Genomic DNA, 21,176 nt, shown 5'->3' on the forward strand with positions numbered 1-21,176 from the left:
TCTTCGCGGAAAATCTACCCCCAGCAATTACCAAACTGAGTACTCTTTTACACATATGGGAAACTTTGGGACAGCTTTTTACGCAAAAAGTGCCTTTAAGGAGGTAATTGGTAATGGTACGAGAATTGAATAACAATACACAAATCAAATAACATACGAAATCATGAAATCATCATTAAAACTAATAACAGCAATTTTTCTTTCTGGCGCCCTATTGTTTGGCTGCCAAGCGAGTAACACAGCAAAAGGTGGTGCCATTGGCGCGACTGCTGGTGGTGTAATCGGTGGTGTAATTGGAGGTAAAGACAATACTGCCCTAGGCGCAATTATTGGCGCTACCGTTGGTGGTACTGCTGGTGCTTTAATTGGCCGAAGAATGGACAAGCAAGCGGCAGAATTAAGAGAAGATCTGAATGGCGCAAAAGTAGAGCGTGTAGGAGAAGGAATTAAAATCACCTTTGATTCAGGTTTAATGTTTGCCACTAATCAGTCTGCTTTGAATGTAAACACGAAGGAAAACCTTAAAGATTTAGCCGCTACACTTCAGAAATACGAAGACACTAACGTGCTTATTGAAGGCCATACAGACAATACTGGTACTGACGAATATAACATGACCCTTTCTAAGAAAAGAGCCGCTTCGGTGCAAGAGTATTTAGTGAGCCTTGGTTTAGATTACCAGAGAATGGAAATCGCAGGTTATGGTGAGAGCCAACCCATTACTGAAAATGATACCAACGCTGGAAGACAAGCCAACCGTAGAGTTGAAGTTGCGATTTACGCCAACGACAAAATGAAAAGAATGGCCAAAAGAGGTGAACTTGAAGGAGGCGAATAAGCCCTTTCTATTCAAAAATATTAAAATGCTTTGTGAGAGATCGCAAAGCATTTTTTTTTTGCGCTGGCTTTCGCTGTTTTGTTATCTTGCACCAATGGAAGGCCCAAACCCACAACTGCTTGTCGACTTAGTAATAATGAAAATGCCTTTCGGCAAATACAAAGGCACCACGCTCTGCGATTTACCCACTTACTATTTAGAATGGTTTGCCAAAGAAGGTTTCCCGAATGGCAAGTTAGGCATGCTCCTCTCCACCATTTACGAAATCAAAATCAATGGTTTAGAAGATTTGCTTAAGCCATTGAAGAATAAGAGAAGGTTTTGAACTATCATTCCCAACCATTCCAACCCAAGGCGGGTCTAACGAAGTAGCAAATCAAAAAACTATGAAAAATCTAATCTTCGCTTTCCTTATTCTTCTCATCTCCTTTTCTTCTTGTTCTGAAGAACTCGATTGCTGTGTTATTGAAATTGAAGAGAGTGAGCAAAAATGGGTGCTAACAGAAATGACAGGGAGCTTTTCATCTACAGTATTCACTGGTAATGACATGGATTGGCAAGAATATTATCTTTTAAATACCAATACTGGCATCTTTATAAAATCCAGAACAACAGATGGTGTAGAAACTTCCGCTTCTGGTACTTTCATTGTAAATGCTACAGAAGAAGAACATACTATTGAACTTACCTACCCGAGCGACAGCGAGCTTATCGCCAACTGCACAGGTGACTTAATCGAAGTGCTAATCATAGAAGAAAATACACTTAAAGGCACTTGGGATCCCTGCGATGGCCCAGGTCTAAAATATAACAGAGTTCAATAATTCGATTGTAGCACTTAGGTTCAGACCATAAAAAATTATGTAATTAAACGAACTCTTATTAAGGCTTGGTGATTAGGGTATAACTACTTTTGCACAGTAGCTTATTACCGATAGTTCCGATAATGTCAAAACCCAACCTAAAGGCTTCGACTACAGCTAGCCAACCGAAGCAAGCTTTATTGATTGCTGGCATTTTATTTATTGCCATCAATTTGCGCCCCGCGCTCGCTAGTGTTGGGCCATTGGTGAGCACCATTAGAGAGAATACTGGGCTATCCAACTCAATGTTGGGTTTGCTTACTGCATTGCCCCTTTTGGCCTTCGGAGTGGTCTCAATGCTGACTCCTCTGTTTACCAAACGTTTTGGAATGGCAGCTACTTTGGCTGGAGCACTATTATTAATCACTATTGGTATTTTAGTGCGTTCCATTGATTTTATACCCGCACTGTACATAGGAACAATTTTATCAGGCATTGGCATTGCCTTTGGCAATGTACTTTTACCCAGCTTGGTGAAAAGAAATTTTGAGTCTAATTCTGGTCTCATCACCAGTTTATACTCGGGAGTTATGGCTATTGGAGCCGCTACTGCTGCTGGCATTAGCGTTCCCCTAGCTCAAAACGAAGTCTTTGGTTGGCGAGGTGCATTGGCTGTTTGGGGCATTCTTTCCTTAGCAGCTTTCTTTATTTGGTTACCTCAAGTTTGGCGTATTAAAAAAGCGAAAAAACACCGTAATTTCTTGAAGGCTATGAAAAGCTTAGCTGGCTCTAGATTAGCTTGGAAAGTGGCCGTATTTATGGGTTTACAATCCTTCGCCTTTTATGTGATCTTGGCTTGGGTTCCCGACATTCTTCAAAGCCGTGGATTCGATGCCTCCTACTCTGGCTGGATGCTTTCTTTGTCGCAAGGCACAGGCGTTTTGGGTTCATTACTCATCCCTATTTGGGCGGGCAGAAAAAAGGATCAACGCAGTATTATCATTGTTCTAGTGGCTCTAGAAACCATAAGTTTGGTTGGTCTCATGTTCCCTCAAGTGGGACTGGTTCCCCTTTGGGTTTCCTTAATCGGTTTTGCTTTAGGGGGAAGTTTTGGTTTGGTATTGATGTTGATCATTTTCCGTTCTGACGATTCGGAAACTGCTGCCGAGCTTTCTGGTATGGCGCAATCCATAGGCTACTTATTAGCCGCCACAGGGCCAATTATCTTTGGTAGTATCTTCGATTTAACGGGCAACTGGACCTATTCATTGGGCTTTCTACTGGTAATCGCATTTCTTAAACTTTATGTAGGCTTAGGTGCTGGCAAACCTGGGAAAATTTCAACAGAAACATAGGCACTTATAACGCTCCTTAATCCTGATGCCTTTGTTGGTGTTGTCACCAACAAACAGATAGTCTCATTAAAAAACCACCAAAATAGCTCCATATAGCTTCAAGAAGTTGAACTCCTTAATCTTCTTCAGAAAATACACCTCTGGTAGACTTGTTGGTGACAACACCAACAAGGGCGAAAACCCGGAAAGATTTCACCAGAAACATAGGCGCTTATAACGCTCCTTAATCCCTAATTTTTGATTTTAACTCCAGGTAATTTCACCAATCGGTCAGGGAAATTGGAGATAATGCCATCAACACCCACTTCAATCAATGACTTCATGGTTTTTTCATCGTCTACAGTCCATCGCCAAACCTCAATTCCGCTTTTGTGCGCTTTGCTTATGTAATCCTTTGTAATTGGATTTCCACCCCCAGCACCAATCGCTTGGGCATCGATGGCTTTAGCCATATCAATTGATCCTTCATTTGCAGACCCTACCAAATAAAGAATAGGAATATCTTTGTCTAACTGACGCACTTTTTCCAATGCCTGATAATAGAAAGAGAAAATGATCACCTCATTCTTCATGTCCAGGTCATTGATAATATCTATCATTTCTTGCTCCATTCCGTTGACTTTGATTTCAACACAAACCTTGATCTGCCTTTTAGACATGGCTAATGCCTCTCTTAATGTGGGTATTTTCTCATCCTTGAACTCGTCTTCAAATTTACTAGCATAGCCTACGCTCACATTGCTCAGTTCTTCATAGGTCATTTCGGCAATCTTACCTTTCATTCCGTTAGAAGAAGTTCGATTAACGGAAGCATCGTGAATGACCACAAGAGAATCGTCTTTGGTTTTATGAATATCCAACTCATAGTACTCAAACTGATGATCAATGGCTTTTTGAAAAGCAGCCAAAGTATTTTCTGGAGCAATTCCTGAAAAACCACGGTGAGCAATGACTTTGGTTTGAGCTTGAACAATGGTTGTAAAAAATAGCAGGGCACAAATCAGGAATGACTTATTCATCTTACGGTTGATTTTTTTGAGTAAACACAAATATATAAAACTCAAATTGCCTGAATATTAATTAGCCTTTATGATATCCAAACCTATTTTTAAGGAAACTTTAAGGAAGTGTACTGTGCACTCTAATTTAACAAAGCATAAATTAGAGCATGAGAATTCTGATTGTTGAGGATGAGATCGGGATTTCCAACTTTGTAAAGCAGGGTTTGGAAGAGGAATCCTTTGTGGTAGACACCGCAGAAGACGGTAACCAAGGACTTAATCTAGCCCTAAGCAATGATTATGATTTACTCTTGCTCGATTGGATGCTCCCAGGCCTCAGCGGTATAAAAATTTGCCAACAATTCAGAAAAGAAAACACCACCACACCCATCATATTTCTGACAGCAAAAGACACGGTAAAGGAAACTATTTTCGGCCTTCAATCTGGCGCAAACGACTACATTAAAAAGCCCTTCCATTTCGAAGAACTTTTAGAACGTATCAGGGTTCAGCTACGCTCTACGGTCAGTTCTACTGAAAAATTGAGCATCGGCAATATTCTTTTAGATGTAAATGCGCACCAAGTTCTGAAGGGAGATGAAGAAATATTCCTGACCAAAAAAGAATTCGCGTTACTAGAATATTTGATTCGCAATAAGAACAAGGTTTGCCGCAGAACGAGAATTATTGAATCGGTTTGGGACATCCACTTTGAATACAACACTGGCGTAATCGATGTGTATATCAATGCATTACGGAACAAGCTTCAATTGAGCGAAACGGAAAACTACATTCAAACTGTTAGGGGAATAGGCTATATCGCTAAGGAATTATGAAACTGAATTTCAAAAATAGAATTGCCCTCTATTATACCGTGGCCACCGCCATTATTACAGCATTGGCATTTCTTATTGTCTTTCTGAGCGTAAAGAAAACCGTTTTCAGTAACCTAGATAAAGAGCTTTCTTATCAGGCTCAAAAACACTCAAAGGAAATCATCATTGAAAATGATAGCATTCATTTCATGAACAAAGCCGAGTGGGCCGAAAGAGAGCATCGCGAGGTGCAGGTCAATCCAGTATTTATTCAGCTGATCAATAACCAAGGGCAATTAATGGATAAATCGCCTAACCTTAAAGAGCAGCAACTCACTTTTCTTGAGGCAGTAGAAAGCAACGACCACTTCAGCACATTATTGGTTGATAGAACCATACGGCAGGCGCAAATTCCAATTGAAAAAAATGGGAGAAAACAAGGTTACATTCTCACCGCCATTTCAATGGAAAGTTCTACCATGGTAATCAAGAACCTTCAAAACACTTTATTGATTTCCTTTCCCATTGTACTTTTTGGCCTTTATTTAATTTCAAGTTCTTTGGCTGGCCGTAGCATCACTCCGCTTCAGGCCATTATTGACACCACCAATACCATTACAAAAAATAACTTGAACGAAAGGGTTCCGCTTCCGCACAATAAGGATGAAATCTTCGAACTCTCCTCAGCCATCAACGAACTTTTGCAACGCATAGAAAACGCCATTCAGCGCGAAAGGCAGTTCACTTCTGATGCTTCGCACGAACTCCGCACGCCACTTTCAACGCTCAGAGGAACATTGGAAGTACTGATTAGAAAACCTCGCACCCAACCCGAGTACGAAGAAAAAGTACAATACGGATTGACCGAAATTGACCGAATGAGCAATATTGTTGAACAACTTTTATTGCTGGCCAGATTCGATTCTAAAAGTGAAATTGAAGACAATCACCTCATTCCCTTGGTAACTTTAGTGGATGAAGTGCTCTCTAGAAATGGCGGTGTTATTACCCAGAAAAGCTTAAAAATAGATTTTGAAGTAAAGGCCAAAACAGAAGCCCTTGTACCTCAATATTATGCCAGCTTGGTACTTGAAAATATCATCATTAATGCCATTAAATACTCACATGAAGGCGAAACCATTGAGGTAGAAATTTCTGAAGAAGGTGATTACACCCTTTGTAAAATAAAGGACAAGGGTATAGGAATTAAGCAAGACGATCTTAGCTCATTGTTTAATCCTTTCTTTAGGTCCGAAGCCCTATCGCATAAACAAATTACCGGAGCTGGTTTAGGCCTTTCTATTGCTAAAAAGGCAGTAGATGCCATAGGCGCCCAACTTACTGTAGAGAGCCAACTCAACAAAGGCACCACTTTTACCATTGCATTTTTAAGGAAACCTTAAGTATTTCTTATGAGAAGCCTAAGGAAGTGCATTATACATTTGAGAAGTCAATTTTAGACCATAAGTAATGTTAGAACAGATTATTCAATACAGCATTCGAAACAAACTCATTGTGATGATTTTCACAGCAGTCATGGTGGGTTTTGGTATTTTTTCACTTAGCAATATTCCCATTGGCGCTGTACCCGATGTCACAAACAATCAGGTTCAGATCATCACCACATCGCGCAACTTAGCCACCCAAGATGTGGAGAAATTCCTGACTTACCCTGTAGAGTTGGAAATGGCTAACCTTCCTGGTGTAATGGAAATCCGCTCAATATCTAAGTTTGGGCTTTCTGTAGTTACCGTAGTGTTTGAAGATAAAATGGGCACTTATTTACCACGCCAGCTCATTGCCGAAAAGATTAAAAGTGCCGAAGAGAGAATCCCTGCTGAATTCGGTAAACCCTTTATGGGACCTGTTTCTACAGGTTTAGGAGAGATTTATCAATATATAATAGATGTAGAACCCGGATATCAAGACCAATATTCAATTACAGATTTAAGAACCATTCAGGATTGGATAGTAAAACGGCAATTGTCGGGAATACCCGGAGTGGTGGAAGTAAACACTTGGGGCGGCTATCTCAAACAATATGAAGTAGCGATCAATCCAGAGCAGTTACGCGCATTAAACCTGTCCCTTTCCGAAGTATTCGATGCGTTAGAAAAGAACAATAGCGTAGCCGGTGGTAGTTATATCGAAAAAGGAAATGAAGCCTTTTTCATTCGTGGAGAAGGCTTAGTGAGTTCTCTTGAGGACATAAAAAACATTATGGTTACCAACCGAAATGGCACACCAATTTTTATTCGTGATGTTGCCAAAGTGGGTTTTGGTCATGCCAATCGTTTTGGCGCCATTACAGGAAATGGTGAAGGTGAAAAAGTACTAGGCCAAGTAATGATGCTCAAAGACGCCAATTCCAAAGCAGTAATTGAAGCCGTAAAAACACGAGTCGAAGAAATTCAAAGCTCTCTCCCTCCTGGTGTTATCATCAATGCCTTTTTAGAACGAAGTGAACTGATTGAAAAAACCACATTCACGATAGCCGAAAACCTAATTTTAGGTTGCTTGATTGTAGTTTTTGTAGTGGTTTTACTATTAGGAAACTTGCGTTCTGGCTTGGTGGTGGCCTCGGTGATTCCGCTCTGTTTGCTCTTTGCCTTGTGTTTGATGTATATTTTTGGAGTTGACGCCAACTTAATGAGCTTAGGTGCCATCGACTTCGGGATTATTATAGATGGGGCGGTGATTATAGTGGAATATATAGCCTATAAGATCACTGCCGAAAGGACTCAGATCATGAGTCTTCCGAAGGCCGAAAAACAAAGTTTGATTGACAAAATCACTTTTAGTGGTTCTACCAAAATGATGCGCTCTGCCGTTTTTGGGCAGTTGATTATCATTATTGTTTTCATTCCAATTCTTTCCCTTTCTGGTGTAGAAGGAAAAATGTTCAAGCCCATGGCAATGGTATTTTGCTTTGCCTTGATTGGCGCCATGATCTTATGCTTCACTTATGTTCCAGTGGTCGCTTCTATGTTCTTAAAACCATCTGACCCAACTAAAAAGAATATCTCCAACCGACTGATTGGATTTTTGGACAAGATTTACACCCCTTCCATTACATGGGCATTGAAGAGCAAAGGCTTTGTATTGGCAGCCGCTATGGCATTGCTCGTTGCTGTGGGTATACTATTTTCAAAAATGGGTGGCGAATTCGTTCCTACTTTAGATGAAGGTGATTTTGTAATCCAGCCGGTGCTTAAAACGGGAACCTCATTAAGTAAAACGATAGAAACCACTACTCAGATAGAAAAAATCCTGAAGGAGTTCCCAGAAGTGAGCCAAGTAGTGACTCGGATTGGTGCTGCAGAAGTACCTACTGATCCAATGTCGATGGAAGAAAGTGATGTGATTATTAAGCTGAACCCGATCAAAGAATGGAACTCAGCTGAAACCAAAGATGAATTAGCGGATAAATTCAAAGAAGCACTTTCGGCCAAAATACCTGGTGTAGACTTTGAGTTTACACAGCCCATAGAAATGCGGTTTAACGAACTTATCACTGGCGTTAGGGCCGATTTAGCCATTAAAGTATTTGGAGAAGATTTGGACGTGCTCTACCAAAAAGCCTTAGAAATAGAAAAAGCCATCGCTAATGTAGAGGGGGCTGCTGATATTATTGTGGAGAAAGTGGCAGGCTTACCACAAATGTCTGTAAAGTTTAACCGCCAAAAAATTGCGCGATACGGTTTGAACGTAGCAGAATTGAATGACATCATCACGATGGGCTTTGCCGGAGCGACTGCTGGATCTGTTTTTGAAGGCGAAAAGCAGTTTGACTTGGTTGTTCGCTATGATGCAGAACACCGCAAAAACATTCAGGACATAGAAAGAGCATCAGTACTATTGCCCAACGGAAATAAAGTACCACTGAGTGAATTTGCAGAAATCACCTATACCAAAGGGCCTGCCAAAATATCGCGTGATGACACCAAAAGAAGAGTTGTAGTGGGCGTGAATGTTCGTGGCCGAGACTTGGAGTCTGTGGTGAACGATGTTCAGCAAATCATTAAAAGTGAAGTAAATGTCCCAGTGGGCTATAGTATCGAATACGGTGGACAGTTTGAAAACCTTCGCTCGGCTCGTGCTAGATTGATGTTGGCCGTACCTGTGGCATTAATTCTAATTTTCTTCCTCCTTTACTTCGCCTTCAATTCTGTAAAAGAAGCCTTAATGATTTACAGTGCTATTCCGCTATCTGCTGTAGGCGGTGTGCTTTTGCTCTATTTCCGAGATATGCCATTTAGTATCTCTGCGGGAGTAGGTTTCATCGCTCTTTTTGGTATTGCCGTACTAAACGGAATTGTGCTGATAGAGCATTTTAAGGAACTCAAAAAACATGGCCATGATGATATCAATGATCGAGTGATTCTCGGTACAAAACAAAGGCTGAGACCAGTATTGCTGACCGCAATGGCTGCAGCCTTGGGCTTTCTTCCTATGGCCATTTCTACCTCCGCTGGAGCTGAAGTTCAAAGGCCATTGGCTACTGTAGTAGTTGGCGGACTAATTTCTGCCACCATTCTTACGCTAATCGTACTCCCTGTTTTGTATTCTATTTTCGATAAAAAAGAATTTAAAAAGCCAATGAAAGCACAACCCGTCATAATTGTCATTCTATTGATGCTTGCTTTCAACAACAATGGAACAGCTCAAACCAAACCTATCAGTCTCAATGAAGCCATTGACATTGCGCTGAAAAACAATAATGAATTGAAAGCTTCTTCTGCCAGAATTAATCAGAATAAATCTTTGGTAGGTAGCTCATTCAATATTGAAAAGACACAGGTGTATTACCATTTTGACGAAAACAATATTGCCGAGAACAATCAGGCGCTCAATGTCTTTGGGCTTAGTCAGTCTTTTGCATTTCCAACAGTGTATGGAAACCAGAAAAAAGTACTTCAGGGCATCACTTCCCTTTCGGAACAACAAAATTTACTGGATCAAAACAGGATCACGAAAGAAGTATCTAAAGCCTATTACACTGTTGTGTATTGGCAAAGCGTAGCCCAGAACTATGCTTATTTGGACAGCCTGTACAAAGATTTCGCTAGGGCGGCCTTGCGTAAATTTGAAGAAGGCGAAACCAATTATTTGGAGAAACTAACAGCCGAAGCGAAACAAAGAGAACTCGATTTAGCACTGAAACAAAGCAGAGAAAGTATTCAAAAATCTTATGCTTTATTAAACCAATGGCTGCAATCCGAAACGGACATTGAAGTTGAACCTCAACCGATGGAAATGCTAGAGTACAGCGCTTTAGATACTGAAAACCATATTGGTGTTCAGTATTTTGAAAAGGCCGAAATGCTTTCGCAACAATCGTTAAAGCTTGCGCAACAGCAATTTCTACCCGATTTGCACCTCAACATTTTCAGAGGCACCAATAATGGTGTAAATGCAAAAGCCTATATGGGTTTTCAAGCTGGCATTGGTATTCCCATTTTCTTTGGAGCCGATAAAGCAAAGGTAAATGCAGCCAAAATTCAATCGCTTATTTCTCAATATGAGTCGGAAAACTACAAAACGCAGTTAAAGGCAAATTTTGAAGCGCAACGCGCAGATTTGCAACAGTACGAAGAGGCTATTGATTATTATGAAAGCGCTGGAAAACTTCTCGCCCAAGAATTAATCAATAATGGTACAAAGGCTTTTAAAAGTGGGGAAATCGATTTCTTGCAATACATACAATTACTCGATAACGCCAAAGGTATTGAGATTACCTATTTAGAAAATCTCTACAAATACAACATGATCTTATTGGATATCAAATATTTAACAATTCTGAAATGAACAGCTCTAAACATACATTCAACATCAGCTTATTTTTAGGCAGCCTTGCCCTTATGTTCAGCATGTTCTCTTGCGGTTCAGGCGATTTCAACGAAACTGTGGTTATTGATGAAAACCTCAATGAGAACGTTATAAGCGTTAGCAACTCTCAATTTCAAGCTTCGGCCATGGCCCTTGGAAAAATGGATACTTTTCAATTTTCAGAAAAGGTGCATACTACAGGTGTGTTTGATGTCCCTCCAGGTCACAAAGCATCTGTAAGTGCTTATTTCGGTGGCTATGTAAAAGAAAGCGAGTTGTTACCAGGTGAAGTAGCTACGAAAGGACAAACCTTATTCACTTTAGAAAACCCTGACTACATACAAATGCAGCAGGACTTTCTTGAAGTCAAAAACCACATTGCTTTTTTAAAATCTGATTACGAAAGACAAAAGAACCTTTCGGAAGAAAATATCAGCTCACAAAAGAAATTTCTTCAGGCTGAAACGGAATATAATAGCGCTTTGACCCAGTACGAAGCCTTGAAAAAGAAATTGGCCTTGATGAACATTGATTCCAACAACTTGACAGCGGAGAGCATGACCTCTGTTATCTCGGTAAAATCACCCATCAGTGGTTTTATCACTTCTGTTGATGCTTCTAAAGGCATGTTCCTCAACCCTTCTGACATTGCCATTACGATTACCAATACAGAACACATGCACATGGAATTAAAGGTGTTTGAGAACGACCTCCATAAAATTAAGGTAGGCCAGAAGGTAATATTTAAGCGTCAGAATGACCCAGGAAAAACGTTTACAGCTACCATAAACCTCATTAACAAGGCCATTGACGATGAAAACAGGTCGGTTTTAGTGCATTGCCATTTAGACAATGAAGAAGATGAGTTGCTTTTTATTCCAGGCATGTATGTAGAAGCTGAAATATTAACCTCAACCCAAACTGAAATGGCTTTACCTGAAGCAGCAGTGATAGAAATTGAAAATAATTATTACGTTTTGGTAAAAACAGGCACTGAAGACGGAGCTTCAATCTTCGAAAAAAGAATGGTGAAAGTCGGAATCACCGAAGATGGATTTACTTCCATCCTTAACCCTCAGGATTTCAAAGCCGATACTGAATTCTTGACTTCTGGAGCGTTCAATTTGATTATGGAGTAGAGGCTTAGCGATTTGTCAAAAGAATGCGCTGATTAAACCTAACAATCGGGAATTATTCTCCCCCATTTCTCATTACCTACACGGTTATAGAAATTAAAAAGAGAATCCATGCCTAAGCATTCTGAACATATAAAATATTCAATTCTGGAACTTGCGTCAATGGGCGTGGGATCAACACCCGCAGATACCTTTAAGAGGAGTGTAGATCTTGCTCAGAAAGCGGAAGAAATGGGCTATACCAGATTCTGGTTGGCGGAACACCATAACATGGTGAGCATTGCAAGCTCAGCAACTGCTGTGCTCATTGGCCATATTGCTGGAGGAACAAAAACCTTAAGAGTGGGTTCTGGCGGAATTATGCTGCCCAACCACTCTCCTCTTATCGTGGCGGAACAGTTTGGCACCTTGGGCTCGCTTTTTCCAGGTAGAATAGACCTAGGTTTAGGAAGAGCACCTGGCACAGACCAAGCTACGGCTCATGCCATCAGGTCGGATAGAGCGAGGTCGGTAGTAGCCTTCCCCGATGAGGTTGCGCAAATTCATAAATACTTCTCTAAAGAAAATAAAACCGCTCAGGTGAGGGCTTCTGTGGCAGAGGGCGTGGAAGTTCCTATTTACATTTTAGGCTCCAGCACCGACAGCGCCCATTTGGCTGCAAAAATGGGATTACCTTATGCTTTCGCGAGTCATTTCGCGCCAGCGCAGCTATTTGAAGCCTTTCATATTTACCATAACAATTTTCAGCCTTCCGCATTTTTGAAGGAGCCTTATACGATTGCCTGTATCAATGTAATTGCAGCCGATACTGACCATGAGGCAGAACGTTTATCTACTTCATTGATCAAGATGATGTATGGGGTGTTGACGAATAATATCGACTACATGCAGCCACCAGAAGAAATGACTGCTGAACTGAAATCGCTATCGGAACATGAGGCGTTTCAGCGCATGCTGAAATATGCTTTTGTAGGTAGTAAGGAAACTGTGGGACAAAAAACAAACCACTTTATTGAGGCCACAGGTATTGATGAGGTAATGGTGGCTTCTCATATTTTCCGCCATGATGACAGGGTGAAATCATATCAGATCTTCTCAGAAATAATGAAAGACCGGAAGTAATTCCGGCCTTTCAAGGTTAATTAGGTGAGGTTGAGTTCTGCCAGATCAATTCAATTCCTTGAATAAATCCATATACTCTGTGTCCCAACTTGTGGACATATCTTCAAAATTTTCTGCTGTAACTTCTTTGGTATTAATTTCTGAAGCAGCCCTAGTGAAAAGAGCGTCTGCCTTTTCAAAAAACTTGGTCATTTTCTGGATTTGAACATAGTCTTTGTCCTTCAAAAACATCAAATAATTCCCATCTTCTTCCTTCACTTCAAGGTCAGTTTCCCTATCTACCATTCTACATCTAACTATGATTACCCCCTCTTCATTTGGTTCTGAAACCGAAACTACCTCATAGTCCTCAGGCGAGCGACTTTGTAACTGAGGTCGAATAAGAGAAGCTGAAAGCGAGAGCGATACAGTAGAAAAGTATTCCTCATCCTTATAGAATTCTATCTTAGTATTGTTGCTCATTTTAATTTTGGTCTGAAAACTGTTAATCATAGCGGATTTAAATGATTCAAAAGCATCAAGCGCTTTGAATCCAGCCTCATCAAAATTGGTAATAGCAATACCATCTTTCTTAACATAGAAATAAGGAATGGGGTTATGATCTACTGGTTGAGCAGAAACTAGCCCCAAAGAGAGAAGCATTTTTTCTGGTGTACTGGTATCGTAAGGGCTTTTCGGTTGACAACCAACCATTGTGAAAATGGCCAAAGCCGTGAGTAAGTATTTCATCCTGTTCTTCATCTTATAATATTTATAAGACGAAGAACCGAGATTTCTTAGGGCCAAAGAATACCCGCTAGCTCGGATATGCTAGTCGGTAATATAGGGCAGTACTATTTAGTAGCTTCTAAAACCAAACTCATCATTGGGCCAATTTTATTGGGTTCTAACCAGCGGGTTACCACCACCAAATCGTTCTTTTTATCTACTACAATAAAGTTACCTCCAAAACCTGCAGCAAAATAGATGGATTCATCATCTACTTCTTTCCACTTTCTTGAGCCTCTGTTGAGCCACCATAAATAGCCATAACTGGCATTTGCTTCTGATGATTTTTGCACTTCATTTACCCAACTTTTCGAGATAAGTTGGTTTCCGTTCCAGTTGCCCTCATTCAAAAAAAGCAGCCCAAAACGGGCGTGGTCCAAAGCACTAATAAAAACTCCTCCACCTGAATGACCTCCACCCGTAACGGATTGCATATTGATACCATCAACATTCACCCATGAGTTTTCATAGCCAAACCAACGCCATGTCGAAGAAGCGCCAATCGGATCCATGATGTGTTCTTTTAATACCTGTGGAAGAGGCTTTCTCCATACCTGTAGCAGTGCATAGGCCAGCACATTTACCCGCACATCATTGTATTCCATTACAGTCCCCGATGGAACAGGTTTTTCGAAACGCCAATCATCAACCCCTCCTCTTCTTGGCGGTCTATCGGCCCAATCTTGCATACCAAACAATGTTCCCGACCAAGCAGAAGATTGATTGAGTAAGGTATGCCATTCTATTTTTTCATTATGAGCACCATCAAAGGTATTGTCCCAAACATAATCACTCGCTTTGTCATGTACACTACCAATCAGTCCTTTGTCCAGTGCTAAACCAGCTACAGTAGATAAGTAACTTTTGGTTACACTGTGGGTCATGTCTACCCTTTTCACATCGCCCCACTGCGCAACGATATAACCGTTTTTTATAATTACCCCTGCTGGCCCTCCTCTTTCTCTTGTTGGTCCTACTAATTCATGATAAGGCTCACTGCTAAAACCTTCATAAGAAGCAATTCTGGAATCTTTGGAGCCAGAATACTCATTGTCTTGGGCATACTTGACAGCAAGATCAATTTTCGCTGCATTCAAACTTAGAGACTGTGGTGTTCGGGTTTCCCATTTCCCTCTGGCTGGAAAGTAATTCTGAGCGTACACGGGAATTGAAACAACAATGGCGATAAGTATGCATAGGTTTAATGTAAATCTGTTCATTTTAAGAGAGGTTTAATCCGAGTTAAACAGAAAGTGGAAGATTTACAAGCGGACTTTGATTGGAGGAAAAAATGAAAGGAGGCCATCACACCTCCCTTCTACCTAATCAAAAACATGTAATCCCTTACATGCCTTCGTTTTTTTGTTCTAAAACTGGCTTGAAGATAACATTTATTTAACATTCAGGTAATACTCATTAAAAAAAAAATAAAGGCAGACCCTAACGGATCCGCCTTCACCTCAATTGAGTCGATCCAAAACTCCACACGAAATGAACCACTCTACTATTTAATTCAGGTTCCAGTAAATGCTTTACTGAAACACAACTTATATACGCAATCAACCTTAGAAGTGGATTTAACATCCTCAAAAAAATCTTCATAACAAAAATAAAAGGCTAGCCTCCCCGATTTAACAGCACCAATACCATATTGGGTTTATTAATCCATCCAAATTTCTACTTTTGTCATTAAGCGGAGTTCTGTAATTCATAATGACCTCTTTATAAAAACCATGAGAAACATACTCTTAGTTGAAGATGAACAGAATGTAGCGGCCTTTATAAAAAAGGGGCTTGAAGAAGAGGGTTATGCTGTTGAAGTGGCCCATAGTGCTGAATCTGGAAGGGAGATGTTGATTGCAAGCCAATTCGACATGTTCATTTTAGACATTATACTTCCAGGCATCAGTGGTCTGGAATTATGCAAACAACTCCGAAAAGAAGGTGTTCAAACCCCGGTACTGATGCTTACGGCTTTGAGCTCCACAGAAAATGTGGTTCAAGGCTTAGACTCAGGGGCGGATGACTATTTGGCCAAACCTTTTAAATTTCAAGAACTGCTGGCCAGAATCAATGCTTTGTCCAGAAGAAACAGGAAACTCCAGAACGACCAATCATTAACATTAGGCCAGCTGGTACTGGATAAAGACACAAAAACCGCAAGTCGGGCAGGAGCAGAAATCAAACTCACTTCAACAGAATACAAGCTGCTTGAATACATGATGGCGAATTCCGGTAAAGTGCTTTCTAGAGCTGACCTTCTCAAAAACGTTTGGGGTCTGCATTTCGATGTCGGCACCAACGTAGTGGATGTGTATGTGAACTACTTGAGGAATAAAATTGACAAGGGGTTTGATGTGAAAATGATCCAAACCGTAATTGGGATGGGCTATATTTTAAAAGAAGAAGTTTGAAATGAAAATCAGAAGTAAGATCACCCTTATTTTCACACTGACTACCTGCACATTGCTCTTGGCTACTTTTGTGTCTATTTATTACTTTGCAAAAGTATATTCAGAAAAGGAATTCTATGAACACTTGAGCAAGCGGGCTAAAATTGAAGCCGACTTCTTTCTCAAAGCAGAAGAGCTTGACTCATTAGCTTTCAATCAAATTCAAAAGCAACACTTGCTACACCTGACCAACGAGCATGCATATGTAGTACCCAAATCAAATTTAAGTAGCTTACCCGTACCGGTTAGATCTTTCGCTTCAACCATAAAGAATGGCGAAGAGCTAACCCAGAAAATTGATAATATTGCCTACTACGGAAGCATCCATTCTTACCACCAAAACGACTTTATTGTTATTATTTCTGCCATTGATGAACATGGCGCAAACCTCATTCACAGCCTAAGAAGCATTTTGATTATTGCTTTTATCACCTGTTCAATTGTCATTTTCATTGTTGGTGTTTTTCAAGCCAAACAAGTATTAATTCCCATTTCAGGCATTGTAAAAAGAGCAAACGAAATTAGGGCATCAAACCTTCACTTAAGGTTAGACACAGGAGAAAACAACGATGAACTTGCAGAGCTTTCTTCCACCTTTAATAATATGCTCGACAGGCTAGAAACCTCATTCGAAATCCAGAGCAATTTTGTGAGCAATGCATCGCATGAACTTAAGAACCCACTAACCGCTATTTTAGGGGAAGTTGAAGTGGCGTTGCGAAAACAAAGAACTGTGGATGAATACATTGCCTCACTAAACACTATTGAAAAGGAATCTAACCGATTAGAGATTCTAGTGAAATGTTTACTTGAGTTAGCACAAGCCGATCACGATAATAAGGGCCTTATCATAGAAAGTATCCGAATTGACGAGTTGATGCTCATCGTGAAAAGTGACATTGATAAAATCAAGCCTGAGAACCAAATCAGTTTCGATTTTTCCGAATTGCCAGAAACTGCAGAATGCCTCATTGTTCAAGGAAGCCAAAGCCTGCTCAGAATGGTGCTGAACAACATTGTAGAGAACGCCTGCAAGTTCTCTATGAATAAAGAAGTGACCATTAAGGTTTCTGCCAATGAAAACTGGGTTGAAATTGAAGTGGATGATAAAGGCATTGGCATTCCTCCTCAGGAATTAAAGAATATCTTCGAGCATTTTTTCCGTGCTTCAAATGCCAGGGCCTTTAATGGTTTTGGAATCGGATTGCCTTTGGCTCAAAAAGTGATTAAAATCCATGGTGGAAGCCTCATTATCAACTCAAAAGAAGGCGAAGGCACAAATGTCAAGATAAGGCTCCCTAACTACCGACAGGCCATTTCCATCGATCGTTAGAAATTCTAATGGTATTCTAATCTTGAGATTCAGCCCTTCGCGCGCCTAGCCCGTATATTTGCACAAAATAAAAAGGACAGTCCGTTTTTAATGCGCAAATACCTCCATACATGTTTGATTATCCTAATGAGCTTTCTCGTTTCGATACAGGGTTTCGGAGTGTATTCGTTCAATAGAGTCGTTATGGCACCCAATCAAAGCATTATGCTTGATTTGAATCAAGACGGACAAAATGACGCTGAGGAACAAGACAGCTCAGATTCTGATTCAATCCCAATCCCCCTTACTTTGCCTGACGAAGAAACAAAAGAGGAGTGTGTTGACATTGATGACCTTGTTTTAAATCAATCATTGATTTACAAAGCCTCAATTCGAATAGACTTTATTGAAAGAGATTTCTACTTCTTTCAATTAGATGGGGATTTCATAAAAGAAAAAATACCAACTCCTCCCCCTGATTTGTTAACTACTGCTTAACAAAATAATCAAAATCTACTTTATCAAAACGCTGTAGCATATGCCACAGTAATTCAGGCCAATCCCCTAAAGGATATCGCCAAAAACATTAACAATTCTTTTATGAGTTTTAAAGAAATTTTTTCGAAAGAAAATCTAAAAAGTGACATGCTATCCAGTGTCGTAGTATTCTTGGTGGCATTACCACTCTGTTTAGGTATAGCACTCGCCTCGGGAGCACCCTTATTCTCTGGCTTAATTGCTGGTATTATAGGAGGTATTGTGGTGGGGACCTTAAGTAAATCTAGTTTGAGTGTTAGTGGACCTGCCGCTGGACTTGTCGTAATCGTTCTTTCTGCCATTGACGACCTAGGCGGTTTTCAAGGTTTCTTACTTGCCGTTGTATTAGCTGGGATAATTCAGGTAGCACTAGGATATTTGAAGGCAGGAATTATAGGTTTATATTTCCCTTCCCCTGTAATCAAAGGAATGTTGGCAGCCATCGGGTTAATTCTTATTCTAAAGCAAATACCACACCTTATTGGCTTTGATGCTGATGCCTTTGGCGAAATGGAGTTCATACAGCAAGACGGTAGCAATACGCTTTCCTTTCTTGTTTCGTCATTCGACCATATTTACCTCGGCAGTCTGATTGTAGGATTGGTTTCATTATTCATATTAATTGGCTGGGGCAGTAAATTCGTTAAGCAGAACAAGTTCCTTAAAGGAGTTCCAGGTGGTATTATCGTGGTAACTATAGGGGTTTTAATTAACTACCTTTTTAACACTTTCTACCCTGATCTTTCCATCAATGGAGACCATATGGTAAATATCCCTGTGATTTCAGGTTTAGATTCGCTAGGTGCTGTCTTCCAATTCCCTGATTTTTCTTTGCTCGGCAACATCAACGTGTACATCACCGCTTTCACTTTGGCTATTGTAGCCAGTTTAGAAACACTACTTTGTGTTGAAGCCATGGACAAGCTGGATCCTCACAAAAGACGTACGCCTCAAAATGCTGAATTAAAAGCGCAAGGAGTAGGCAATATTGTTGCTGGTTTAATTGGAGGCTTACCAATTACAGCTGTAATCGTAAGGGGTTCTGCCAATATTGAAGCAGGAGCGAAATCGAAAATGTCAGCCATTTTCCATGGTATTTTACTACTGATTGCCGTTGCTATATTTCCTGCAATCATGAACATGATCCCGTTGGCATCTTTGGCAGCAATTCTAATTGTGGTTGGTTTTAAATTAACCAAGCCAGCACTCTATAAGCAGCAATTCAAGCTTGGACGTGAACTGTTTGTTCCATTTATCACTACTGTGGTAGCTATTCTTTTCACCGACCTCTTAATCGGTATCCTGATTGGTATGGCTGTTGGTATATTCTATATCCTAAAAGCCAACTATAAAGTACCTTACCATTACAAAGAAGAGAAACAAGTAAGCACTAACAATAGCAAAATCAGGCTAGAATTGAGTGAGCACGTTTCCTTCTTAAACAAGGCTAGTTTGCAACTTACCTTAGAGCACTTACCGCATAATAGCGATGTAATTTTAGATGGGTCTCGATCAACCAAAATTGATTATGACGCACTTGAAGTAATCTATAACTTCAAGGAGTCTGCCCATGAAAAGAACATTACCATTGAACTTATTAATATCCCAACAGGATCAACAGTAACCGTTAATCATTAATAGAATAAAACATGACTTTAGCTAAACAATTACTCGATAACAATCAGAAGTGGGTTGAAGAAAAATTAAGTGAAGACAAAGACTTCTTTAATAAATTAGCGAATGGGCAAAAACCACCAGTCTTGTGGATTGGTTGTGCCGATAGCCGAGTGCCCGCTAACCAAATTACAGGTACAGAACCAGGAGAAATCTTTGTTCACAGAAACATTGCCAACATGGTAGTTCATACCGATATGAACATGTTGAGTGTACTTGATTACGCAGTGAATATCCTAAAGGTAAAACACGTAATCGTATGTGGGCATTATGGTTGCGGTGGAGTTTTAGCTGCTATGGATAATAATCAATATGGTTTAGTAGACAACTGGATTCGACATATCAAGGATGTTTATAGACTTCATAAAACAGAATTGGATGCGATTGAAGATCAAAAATCCCGAGCAGACAGGTTTGTAGAACTCAACGTAATTGAACAAGTGTACGACCTTACCACCACAAGTATTATCCAAAACTCATGGACAAAAAATGATGCTCCAAAGGTTCACGGCTGGGTCTACGACATCAAAAATGGCTTGATTAAAGACTTAGACGTAACAACCGCATTTTAATACATCTTGTCTTTTTAGATTATTTGCCGAGTATGCTTGATTATTCGAAAACACATTTCGTATCGGTTTATTAAATTGAATGTCTATTTTTACGACCGAAATAAGAAAACGTACTATGGCAAATAATCTATTAAAAGGTAAAAGAGGAATCATATTTGGCGCATTAGACGAACGCTCTATCGCTTGGAAAGTAGCTGAAGTAGCAAAGGCTGAAGGGGCAATTTTCACCCTTACCAATGCCCCTATAGCTATGAGAATGGGGGAAATCAACAAATTGGCAGAAGCCTGTGGTTCAGAAATTATTCCTGCAGACGCAACTTCAATCGAAGATTTAGAAAACCTTTTCACCAAGTCAGTGGAAATTTTAGGTGGTAAAATCGATTTCGTTTTGCACTCAATAGGCATGAGCCCGAACGTAAGAAAAGGCCGTGATTATGGTGATTTGAACTACGATTGGTTAACAAAAACCTTAGATGTTTCGGCCATTTCTTTTCATAAAGTAATGCAAACGGCCGAAAAATTAGACGCCATGAACGAATGGGGTTCTATCTTAGGCTTATCATATATTGCAGCACAACGTACTTTCCCTGATTACTCTGATATGGCACATGCGAAAGCCATGCTTGAGTCAATTGCAAGAAGCTACGGTGAGCGTTATGCTAGATTGAAAAAAGTGAGAGTAAATACTATTTCTCAGTCACCTACCATGACTACTGCCGGAACAGGTGTTGGAGGTTTTGATGTATTCTATTCATATGCTGACCAAATGAGCCCATTAGGCAATGCAAGTGCTTTAGATTGCGCTAACTACTGTGCTATGATGTTCTCTGATTATACCAAAATGGTAACTATGCAGAACTTAATGCACGATGGAGGTTTCTCTTCTTCAGGCATTACAGATAGATTGATTGAGCAGTTGAAAAAAGACTAATAAATAGTCCGTTAAGGACAACATATAGCA

General features: G+C 40.2%; 18 protein-coding genes. 15 read left to right on the plus strand and 3 right to left on the minus strand.

Annotated elements, in window-relative coordinates; all coding sequences use genetic code 11:
* Positions 1-163 precede the first annotated feature (163 nt).
* The 4 genes from VOI17_RS09240 (at position 164) to VOI17_RS09255 (ending at position 2,996) form a co-directional block, all read left to right on the plus strand.
* A complete protein-coding gene (locus tag VOI17_RS09240) occupies positions 164-838 on the plus strand; it encodes an OmpA family protein (RefSeq protein WP_323756962.1) in 675 nt (224 codons plus the stop codon).
* 94 nt (positions 839-932) lie between these two features.
* Positions 933-1,163: a DUF3820 family protein gene (locus tag VOI17_RS09245; protein ID WP_323756963.1), complete on the plus strand. Its 231-nt coding sequence runs from the start codon at positions 933-935 to the stop codon at positions 1,161-1,163.
* Positions 1,164-1,224: 61 nt separating this feature from the next.
* Complete coding sequence (locus VOI17_RS09250; RefSeq protein ID WP_323756964.1) at positions 1,225-1,662, plus strand: hypothetical protein; 438 nt, start codon at positions 1,225-1,227, stop codon at positions 1,660-1,662.
* Positions 1,663-1,784: 122 nt separating this feature from the next.
* Positions 1,785-2,996 carry an MFS transporter gene (locus tag VOI17_RS09255; protein ID WP_323756965.1) on the plus strand — a complete coding sequence of 404 codons (1,212 nt, stop codon included), beginning with the start codon at positions 1,785-1,787 and terminating at the stop codon, positions 2,994-2,996.
* Positions 2,997-3,226: 230 nt separating this feature from the next.
* On the opposite strand, the gene VOI17_RS09260 is transcribed toward VOI17_RS09255, so the two are convergent.
* Positions 3,227-4,015, minus strand: coding sequence for a glycerophosphodiester phosphodiesterase (locus VOI17_RS09260; protein ID WP_323756966.1), 789 nt, complete (start codon positions 4,013-4,015; stop codon positions 3,227-3,229).
* 149 nt (positions 4,016-4,164) lie between these two features.
* Here VOI17_RS09260 and VOI17_RS09265 point away from each other — a divergent pair, with 149 nt between their 5' ends.
* The 5 genes from VOI17_RS09265 to VOI17_RS09285 all read left to right on the plus strand — a co-directional run bounded on the left by VOI17_RS09265 (position 4,165) and on the right by VOI17_RS09285 (position 12,899).
* Positions 4,165-4,833 (plus strand): response regulator transcription factor, encoded by a 669-nt coding sequence (locus tag VOI17_RS09265; protein ID WP_323756967.1) that lies wholly within the window; start codon positions 4,165-4,167, stop codon positions 4,831-4,833.
* Entirely contained in the window at positions 4,830-6,215 is a 1,386-nt protein-coding gene (locus VOI17_RS09270) for a sensor histidine kinase (protein WP_323756968.1), read from the plus strand. Before VOI17_RS09265 ends, VOI17_RS09270 begins: the two co-directional genes overlap by 4 nt.
* A gap of 67 nt (positions 6,216-6,282) precedes the next feature.
* Positions 6,283-10,620: a CusA/CzcA family heavy metal efflux RND transporter gene (locus tag VOI17_RS09275; RefSeq protein ID WP_323756969.1), complete on the plus strand. Its 4,338-nt coding sequence runs from the start codon at positions 6,283-6,285 to the stop codon at positions 10,618-10,620.
* Positions 10,617-11,780, plus strand: coding sequence for an efflux RND transporter periplasmic adaptor subunit (locus VOI17_RS09280; RefSeq protein ID WP_323756970.1), 1,164 nt, complete (start codon positions 10,617-10,619; stop codon positions 11,778-11,780). The genes VOI17_RS09275 and VOI17_RS09280 overlap by 4 nt, the downstream gene beginning before the upstream one ends.
* Positions 11,781-11,888: 108 nt before the next feature.
* A complete protein-coding gene (locus VOI17_RS09285) occupies positions 11,889-12,899 on the plus strand; it encodes an LLM class flavin-dependent oxidoreductase (RefSeq protein WP_323756971.1) in 1,011 nt (336 codons plus the stop codon).
* Positions 12,900-12,944: 45 nt separating this feature from the next.
* Here VOI17_RS09285 and VOI17_RS09290 read toward each other — a convergent pair whose 3' ends face one another.
* Together VOI17_RS09290 and VOI17_RS09295 are read right to left on the minus strand one after the other, a co-directional pair.
* A complete protein-coding gene (locus VOI17_RS09290) occupies positions 12,945-13,640 on the minus strand; it encodes a hypothetical protein (RefSeq protein WP_323756972.1) in 696 nt (231 codons plus the stop codon).
* A gap of 92 nt (positions 13,641-13,732) precedes the next feature.
* Positions 13,733-14,887 carry a serine hydrolase domain-containing protein gene (locus VOI17_RS09295; RefSeq protein WP_323756973.1) on the minus strand — a complete coding sequence of 385 codons (1,155 nt, stop codon included), beginning with the start codon at positions 14,885-14,887 and terminating at the stop codon, positions 13,733-13,735.
* A 513-nt stretch (positions 14,888-15,400) separates the two neighbouring features.
* On the opposite strand from VOI17_RS09295, the gene VOI17_RS09300 reads away from it, so the two are divergent.
* From VOI17_RS09300 to VOI17_RS09325, 6 genes are all read left to right on the plus strand, one after another.
* Positions 15,401-16,081 (plus strand): response regulator transcription factor, encoded by a 681-nt coding sequence (locus VOI17_RS09300; protein ID WP_323756974.1) that lies wholly within the window; start codon positions 15,401-15,403, stop codon positions 16,079-16,081.
* A 1-nt stretch (position 16,082) separates the two neighbouring features.
* The gene (locus VOI17_RS09305) at positions 16,083-17,453 is read left to right on the plus strand and encodes a HAMP domain-containing sensor histidine kinase (protein ID WP_323756975.1); all 1,371 of its coding nucleotides are present in this window, start codon (positions 16,083-16,085) and stop codon (positions 17,451-17,453) included.
* Positions 17,454-17,636: 183 nt separating this feature from the next.
* Complete coding sequence (locus tag VOI17_RS09310; protein ID WP_323756976.1) at positions 17,637-17,930, plus strand: hypothetical protein; 294 nt, start codon at positions 17,637-17,639, stop codon at positions 17,928-17,930.
* A 102-nt stretch (positions 17,931-18,032) separates the two neighbouring features.
* The gene (locus tag VOI17_RS09315) at positions 18,033-19,607 is read left to right on the plus strand and encodes a SulP family inorganic anion transporter (RefSeq protein WP_323756977.1); all 1,575 of its coding nucleotides are present in this window, start codon (positions 18,033-18,035) and stop codon (positions 19,605-19,607) included.
* Positions 19,608-19,618: 11 nt separating this feature from the next.
* Positions 19,619-20,215: a carbonate dehydratase gene (gene can / locus VOI17_RS09320; protein ID WP_323756978.1), complete on the plus strand. Its 597-nt coding sequence runs from the start codon at positions 19,619-19,621 to the stop codon at positions 20,213-20,215.
* Positions 20,216-20,330: 115 nt separating this feature from the next.
* Positions 20,331-21,146 carry an enoyl-ACP reductase FabI gene (locus VOI17_RS09325; protein ID WP_323756979.1) on the plus strand — a complete coding sequence of 272 codons (816 nt, stop codon included), beginning with the start codon at positions 20,331-20,333 and terminating at the stop codon, positions 21,144-21,146.
* The last annotated feature ends 30 nt before the right edge of the window (positions 21,147-21,176 follow it).

Origin of the sequence: Roseivirga sp. (assembly GCF_034669765.1) — a bacterium.
Classification (GTDB): domain Bacteria; phylum Bacteroidota; class Bacteroidia; order Cytophagales; family Cyclobacteriaceae; genus Roseivirga.